The 7,662-nt window shown below is 63.8% G+C and carries 6 protein-coding genes; 1 reads left to right on the top strand and 5 read right to left on the bottom strand.

Annotated features, from left to right (window positions below):
* The first annotated feature begins 294 nt into the window (after nucleotides 1-294).
* Nucleotides 295-1,473 carry a helix-turn-helix domain-containing protein gene (locus tag ACXJ3V_RS15530; protein ID WP_457101236.1) on the top strand — a complete coding sequence of 393 codons (1,179 nt, stop codon included), beginning with the start codon at nucleotides 295-297 and terminating at the stop codon, nucleotides 1,471-1,473.
* 426 nt (nucleotides 1,474-1,899) lie between these two features.
* Here the strand turns inward: ACXJ3V_RS15530 and ACXJ3V_RS15525 are convergent, their stop codons facing one another.
* From ACXJ3V_RS15525 to ACXJ3V_RS15505, 5 genes are all read right to left on the bottom strand, one after another.
* Entirely contained in the window at nucleotides 1,900-2,433 is a 534-nt protein-coding gene (locus ACXJ3V_RS15525) for a transposase (RefSeq protein ID WP_457101235.1), read from the bottom strand.
* Between the two features lie 477 nt (nucleotides 2,434-2,910).
* Complete coding sequence (locus tag ACXJ3V_RS15520; RefSeq protein WP_457101234.1) at nucleotides 2,911-3,345, bottom strand: hypothetical protein; 435 nt, start codon at nucleotides 3,343-3,345, stop codon at nucleotides 2,911-2,913.
* A gap of 508 nt (nucleotides 3,346-3,853) precedes the next feature.
* The gene (locus tag ACXJ3V_RS15515; protein WP_457101233.1) at nucleotides 3,854-5,461 is read right to left on the bottom strand and encodes an alpha-L-rhamnosidase-related protein; all 1,608 of its coding nucleotides are present in this window, start codon (nucleotides 5,459-5,461) and stop codon (nucleotides 3,854-3,856) included.
* A gap of 515 nt (nucleotides 5,462-5,976) precedes the next feature.
* Complete coding sequence (locus tag ACXJ3V_RS15510) at nucleotides 5,977-6,807, bottom strand: carbohydrate ABC transporter permease (RefSeq protein WP_457101232.1); 831 nt, start codon at nucleotides 6,805-6,807, stop codon at nucleotides 5,977-5,979.
* The gene (locus ACXJ3V_RS15505; protein ID WP_457101231.1) at nucleotides 6,804-7,583 is read right to left on the bottom strand and encodes a carbohydrate ABC transporter permease; all 780 of its coding nucleotides are present in this window, start codon (nucleotides 7,581-7,583) and stop codon (nucleotides 6,804-6,806) included. Before ACXJ3V_RS15505 ends, ACXJ3V_RS15510 begins: the two co-directional genes overlap by 4 nt.
* Nucleotides 7,584-7,662: the final 79 nt, after the last annotated feature.

The following is a 7,662-nucleotide window of genomic DNA, read 5'->3' as shown; positions in this document are numbered from 1 at the left end:
CTCCGCGACGGTAGTCGTTGCCACCGTCAGTCCCGTCCTGAGCGTTCCAGGTGTGCGGAAGGGTCACCGCCTCCCCATTGATACCGCCCGCGGAAGAGGGATCGACTTCTTCCGGAACGAACGTCCAACCGTCGTTGAAAAGGGTGGAGTGCCGGAGCACGGAGGTCATAGTCCGTCCTTTCGTGCAGCGCTGCCCGCTGTGTTTCGTCGCCCTAGGGTACGAACCACAATCGGACCAAAATAGAATGAGATCGTGTTTCGTAGAAGAACGGAGACACCGTGGATGCAGGGTCAGTGGAATTCGCCGCCCGCCAGAGCACAGTCGAAGCCGTGCTGGGCTGTCGCGTGCACGTCACGCGCGACCCGATTCTGCTGTTCACACAACTTGAGGACACACTGCGCTTCGACGACACGCTTCAGCACTACCTGAGGGCGGAGCACCTCAGCGACCTCGCGCAACGCCTGCGTCGCGACACCGTCTACGAGCTTCGCGACCGGCTGGGCGCCACGCTCAGCGTCTTCTGGTGCGACGACTCTCTCGTCGTGATCGGCCCCTATACAGATGCACCGACGATCGAGTCCCAAGATCGCGAGACGTTGCGGTCGCTGGGCGCTTCGCCCTCGCTGATCACCCGATATCGCATCTGGCGGGCAGGTCTGCCAATCGTCGACTCCGAGTTTGTGATGCGGAGCGCAGCCGTTCTCGCGGGCTCGGTCTCGGGTCAGCTCGGCTTCGAACGAGTCGCCCTCGAGGGCCCCACCACCCTTCCTGCCCCGTCGTCGCGTGGCACGGCGGGATCGTATAGCGCCATTGCAGACCGGTACGCGAGCGAACAGGCCCTCATGCGCGCCGTTTCGCGGGGCGACGAGGCGAAAGCTCTAGCCGCACTGCGGCGTCTTAGCACCGTTCCCGCTTCCTTTAATTACCTTTCGATCCCCTATCTCGCTCCCACAATCCTGAGAATCATGTGCCGCATCGCTGCGCAGCGCGGCGGCCTTGCTCCAACGACCATCGAGGCGGTGTCCCAGAGCTTCGCCCAGCGGCTGCATCGCGTGGGACTCACGCCGGGACGGTCAGACAAGTACGCCGAAGTCGACCGAATGGTCCGTGAGTTCTGCACCCTCGTCCGACAACAGCGGGCCCTGCCCTATACCCCTCTGGTGAGGAAAGCTGTCTCGAGGCTGACATCGGACTTAGTTGGTCCGCCGACACAACCGGAACTTGCCGCTAACCTCAAGATCTCGTCTGAGCATCTGGGCCGCAGATTCAAGTCCGAGACAGGTCTCACGATCTCGCAGTTCCTTGCCCGCGAACGCATCTCAGCCGCCACAACCCTGCTCACCGAAACCGATGACCGCATAAGCGACATCGCGGCAGCAACAGGGTATCTCGATGCGAACTACTTCGTGAAAGTCTTTCGATCCGTCACGGGGATGACGCCAACGGAGTACAGGCGCACGACCCCGCCGTAGCGTCAACGAGGCGGCCCGACCACCGAATCGGACGCGTCGTGACCGTGCAACGGACACATCGACGGAACGGAGAGTGAATCAGTTCGCTTTCTCGACCAAAGTGCGCACCAGCCAATTCCAAGGAGCCGGTCGCGGCACATCACGTGGTTCGCGGCTATGCCGCTCACCACTCACTACTGCAAGCGGTGCCATCCTCCATCGGTCGACCCTCTTTTGGCGGATTGCGGTGTTCGATGTCGGGTTCGTCCAGAGGTCCCCCAAGGGTCCCCGAGTATCCCGAGGATGTCGATTCCGGATGATTTTAGAGTGCATAGAGTGCGTGATGTGCGACTCCGCTCGACGCACGAATCCGCTGGTGAGGGGGAAGATCCGCGTGATTCCGCGGCGGAGCGCGCGTCGAGCCGACTCGGCCGCGATGCGCCGATTTCACCCTGCTAAGGGGAGTCGTTCGCGCGGTGATTGGCTGTCGTTCTTGGGCAGGTTGATGCCGACGATCCCGGCGCGCAGTGGTGTGGACGGGCGTCGTCGGAAGCGTTCGGGGTGGGTGTCGTAGTAAGCCTGCTGGGTCTGCTCGCGCCGCGCCCAGGCCTGCTGCCAGGTGCCGTCGTGGACCTCGTTGGGTGAGAACAACGCGATGCCGGAGTGCTTGTGCTCGGCGTTGTACCAGGGCACGTACCAGGCCATGAATGCTCGCGCCTGCTCGAGGTCGGCGAACGTGCCGGGGTAGTTCGGCCGACACTTCATGGTGCGGAACTCCGACTCGGAGAACGGGTTGTCGTTCGACACCCGCGGTCGGTTGTGGGTCTGTGTGACGCCGAGGTCGGCGAGGTAGTCCTTCAGCACGGTGGACCGCATCGCCGGCCCGGAGTCGGCGTGCACGACACCGGGGATCCCCTTCGCGGGCGATCGCAGCGTGGAAAATCTCGACGGCGAGGTCGTCGACTTCCCGGTCTTCGGCACGGTATCCGACGAGTTTGCGGGAGTAGATGTCGATGATCGAGTACGCCTTGAACGCGACACCCCGCCACGGGGACCGCAGGTCGGTGATGTCCCACGACCAGACCTGTCCGGGTCCGGTCGCCTCCAGCACCGGCGCCTCCCGCGGTGGGCGGTTGCTGCCGCGCCGGGTCGGCGCGACAGGGCGGGGCGTCTGATCCTCGATGTCCGCGGCGACACGCCACCCGGACCGGCGGGAGCCGAGCATCACCCCCGCGTCCCACGCGTCGGCGAACGCGTGATCGACGGACACGCCCTCCACCCAGCCGGCGGTGATCAGTTCTGCGATCGCGTCCCGATCGGCCTGGTCGATCCGAGACGGATACGCGCGCTCCTTCACCGGGTTGTGGATCCTGGGCCGCGGATTCCGTCGGTAGTGCCACGTCGACCGTGACAACCCCACGAGCTGCAGCGCCTGCCGTTGCGACCCGGTCGCGGGAGTCAACTCTCCGACGATGGTGTCCTCGGTGTCGAGGAACCAGACCGACCGGTCTTCGGCTGGGGCGCGTCGGGCTCTTGCTCGCTCACCTTGTGCAAGAGCCCGATAGCTTTTCCCAGCGCAACGTTGGTCTCCTCGAGCTCTCGGATCCGCGCCTGCAGCCGCTCGGTCTCCGCTTGATGCGCGGCACGCTCCGCGGCGCGCTGCTTCTCCAGCTCGGTCCGCTGTTTCGGGGGCAAGGTCATCCCCCTAGCCTGCCTCGGCACCAGGCCCCGGTCGAGGTTGCCACCGAACACCCCCTTTCGCCACCTGATCAAATGCGCGTAGGTGAGCCCGCGCTCCCGCAACCAGATCGCCTTCTGACCATGCGGCTGCAACTGATACTCATGCACGAACTCGCGGATCTCCGCCGTCGTGAACCCCGGAGTGATCGACACCCAGAGCCTCCCTCGCTGATCGTGAACTGACTCACAACCAGCCTGGCGAAGAGGGATTTGGGTAAGAATCTTTACGCACTCGACGCGGACCAAGCACCATCGGCGACAGTGCAGGGCCGCCATTCTGCGGATCCTCTTGGTGAGGACCGAGGGAATCTGTCCATCCGTCGCTGCGCTGCCGACCGCGCTGATGGGCGGGTTTCTACGTCCAGGCGAAGGCAGCCGCCAGACGGACCCGGATGTCGATGTCGATGTCGATCTCGGCTCACGGGCTTGAAGTACACCACCCCGCACAGGTGGTGTCCCTCATACAACTTGAACGGTTCCCGACGCACCGACATCGGGCGCTTCATTGGGCGGGACATTCGAGTTGACGGCGATGATACTCAAATGGCCCACGGAGTGCCGTCGCCGACACCCCAGCCATTTCGCGACTTGGTGCACCGGAATGCCTGCGCGCAGCCAGCTCGAGGCCGCGTAATAGTGGCACTGGCCCCGGCCGCAACCTTCACTGGATGGCGCCGAACGCCGCGGCTGAAGGCGGGCTCGAGAGCGCGTGGGGTGTCTTTGCGCGATCCGCAGGACTGTGACGCCACGTGATGTGCGCCGGCCCCTCGACTCGGTGCCCGTCCGCGTGCACGAGCGTGGTGCCGCCCGGGAATTCGACCGACACCCGAGCCGCCTCCGCCACGACTACGATGTCGCCCGCGGGGGCAGGGATGACGAGCGAAGCCCACTCGAGATCTCCGAGGTGCGTATCGACGCTGAACTCCGCCCAGCCATCCGCGAGCGGGGCCACTCCCAACACCGCCTCGGGAATGATGGCTGCGGGCCCCGCTGACCAGGCATGGCACAAACTCCGCCCGAATGGTCGCCCATACATGCTGTGTGGATCGCCGTCGGTGGTCACCTCCTCCCAAAAGGTTCCGGGCCCGCGATCGAGCATGCCTCCCCAGACGCGTCGAATCTCGTCGAGGACCTCATCGTGTGAACCGGCATGGATCAGGGCCCGCAGGCGAAGTGCGTTCATGAAGGGTGTACCGGCGTCGTGTCTCCGCGCTGCGTCGTGAACGCCCGACGGAGGGGAAGGATGCAGCCCGGCAAGGATGGCCAGGAAGTTCGCGTATGGTGCAGCCGACGGCGCGGCAGAGTCAAGGTAATCGGACCAGCGACCGGGTGCACTCGTCCAGCCTCGAGTGCGCAGTGTCGTCTCAAGACGATCGGCGAGATCAGACCACCTGTCGGCTCCATCGTGTGCAACTCGCCGAAGCACCCGCTCGGCACTGCGAAGCGCCCAGAACCAGAGCATCTGCAGGGCAACGGAGTCGCGTCCTTGCTCGAGCGTCACGCCCCAGTCGATGAAGACCGAGCCGGGTCCCGCGTCCGCGAAGCCGCCTGGGTGCTTGACCGGCCGGAATACGCCCTGGTCGTCGGCGTACTGCGCGAGGTCGGTGACAAAGGAGTGGACCAGATCTGCGGAGCGCTCGACGAACTGCTTGTCGTCGAAGTAGCGCACGTACAAGTCGGCGTTCACCACCCACCACAGCGAGTAATCCGCGATGCCGTTGACRTATCCGTGACCGGGCTGCCCCAGAGCGACCAGGCCATCCGCGACCAGTCCGCCTTCGCCTAGTGCGAAGGCGTTCGCAAGAGTGCTCATCGCCTGGTCTCCGGCCCAGGGCATCCGATCACGTTTGATGCCGTCCACGAGCAGTCCCTGCGAGCACGTGCGCAGTGTGTACTGCGCCGCGGCCCAGATCCGGGTCAGCTGCTCGTCAGAGCAGGCGAACGCTCCGGGTCTGGCCACATCAAGCACCGACGCTTCGATGTCAATCTCGGACGGGGCAACCGGCGCGTCCACGATCAGGTAGCGGAACCCCAACCGGTGCCGCGTCGTCCAGCGGCCGTCCGGCAGTTGGACCACGTCGTGGCGCGTTTCGTGCGTCGAAGGATCCGAGAGCGCCTCGTCGACACTTTCCCCCGTCGCGATGATCGGAGGGGGACCCTCGGGAAGGATCGGCCGCCCGAGAACTGGCGCGCCGACGTCGAAGACGCCATCGCCGTTGTGCCGAGCGGTAAGGAGAACGGTGGAAGCAGGCTCGAGGTGTGGAGGCACGTCACCTCCGGCCCGAAGCCCCACGGCCGCCCAGGGCCCACCCTCCAGACTCGCCGTCCATGGATCTACAGGTATCGGGGAGTCAACCGCGATCGCAGGGACGACTACCGGGCTGCCCACTACCTCGATCCGAAGCTCCCCTTGGCCGGCCGGGCACTCGAACGTCAAGTACCCGTCCTGTGCCGCGGCGAGCTCTGCCGATCGCCCGTTCACGGTGACACTGGCGTCGCCCGAGACGCGCAAGCGAACGGAGCCGGGTCCCGCGAACGCGGCACGGAATGTCGCCGCGACCGCTATGCGCCCATAGTTCCGGGTGTAATGGACGTGCCGATTCGCGGCGAACCCGTCGTCGATGAGTCGTGCCAGGAGCGCAAGTTCGTATTGCCCTTCCCCATACATCCATTGGACTCCGGTCGGCGACCGCTGGATCTCCGACTCGTCGAACGGCTGCGGCGAACGATCTACAACGTGAGCGCGAATGACCTCCGCCGTCCGCGGCAGGGCACCCTCGTGACTCACCCTTTCACTGCGCCGGAGGTCATGCCCGCGACGATCTGACGCTGGAAGAAGATGTACATGACCAGCGGCGGAATGGTGATGAGCAGAACATTCGTGAACAAAAGGTTCCAGGAGCTGATCGCCTGAGACGTGTAGTTGTACGTCGTCAACTGCACTGTTGCGTTCTCGTCCCCTGGCAGGAAGTACAACGCGTAGGTGAAGTCGTTGAAGACGAACACGGCCTGCACAACGACGACCGTCACGATGACCGATTTCAACAGAGGGAAGATCACGCGGAAGAACAGCTTCACAGGGCCGGCGCCATCGATGATCGCAGCCTCGTCCAACTCCTTGGGGATACCGGCGACGAAGGCGCGGAAAAGCAGTATGCAGAACGACAGGCCGAACGCGACATGTACCGCGATGAGTCCGACCATTGTTTTGAAGAGGCCCAACCCTTGGAGTACCCAGATGGTGGGAACGACAGCGGGCGGGATGATGAGTCCTGCGAGCACGAAGAAGTTGATCAGCGGATTCCATCGTGAGCGACGACGCTGCAGAACGTAGCCGACCATCGCGCCGAGGATGACCATGATGGCCACGGAGACGACAGTGAGCACAGTGCTGTTGATGAAGGCGCGCACGATCAAGTAGTCGCGTGTCGTGAGGACAGTTACGAGGTTGTCGAAGAAGACCCATTCAGTCGGCCAGCTGAACTCCAGGGCCGACGCTTCCTTCTGCGTCTTGCCCGCCGTGAACACCATGAACACGAACGGCACTACGAAGACCGCAATCGCGACCACGATGGCGATGATGCCGGCGGTCCAGCGCCAGGTCCTGTTTCTCACGCGTTCGCCTCCCCACGGTTGAGCCACCGAGACAGCGGGAAGATGATCGCGGCTACGACGATGAATAGGACCACGTTCCCCGCGGTGGACAGGCCGAAGAATCCGGCCTGGTATTGCTTGTAGACGACTGAGGCAAGGACATCGCTGGTGAAGCCGGGCCCGCCCTTCGTCATCGCCCAGATGAGGTCGAATGACCTCAAACCACCGATGAGCGACAAGAGGACGACCGTAGCTGTCGCGGGCTGGAGGAGCGGAAGGGTGATGTGGCGGAAGCGCTGCCAGAAGCTCGCGCCATCCATCTCTGCTGCTTCGAAGTACTCCTGCGGGATCGCCACCATGCCGGCGATGAAGATGAGGGTCGCGAGCCCTACGCCTTTCCAGATGTCGACAAGAGCGACCGATATGAGGGCCAGAGATGGATCGGTCAACCAGCCTGGGCCGGTGATTCCAATGAGGGCAAGAGTCTCGTTGATGGGGCCGTCAAACGGATCCAGGAGGACCTTGAACATGATTCCGACGCCAATGGTGCTGGCGAGCACCGGGAAGAAGATCGTGGCCCGAAGGAAACCGCGCCCGATGATCTGGGTACTGAGGAACACGCCCAGCGCAAGCCCCAGCACAACTTTTGCCGCCGACGTGAGGAAGGCATAGATGAAGGTGTTGATGAACCCCTGGACGAGCTGCGGTTCCTTGAAGAACTGCACAAAGTTGTCGAAACCGATGAACTCGACGTCGAACAGCGTCCAACGTGTGAGGGAGAACCACAGCGATGCCACCGTGGGGACCAGGAAAAGAAGAACGTAGAAGACGCCTGCGGGAAGGAAGAACCAGGTCGGGTAGGGACTCTTCATCCTG

It is taken from the genome of Microbacterium sp. P5_E9, from assembly GCF_054049175.1.
The sequence above is the reverse complement of the archived record's forward strand: the minus strand, read 5'-3'. Positions and strand labels throughout refer to the sequence as shown.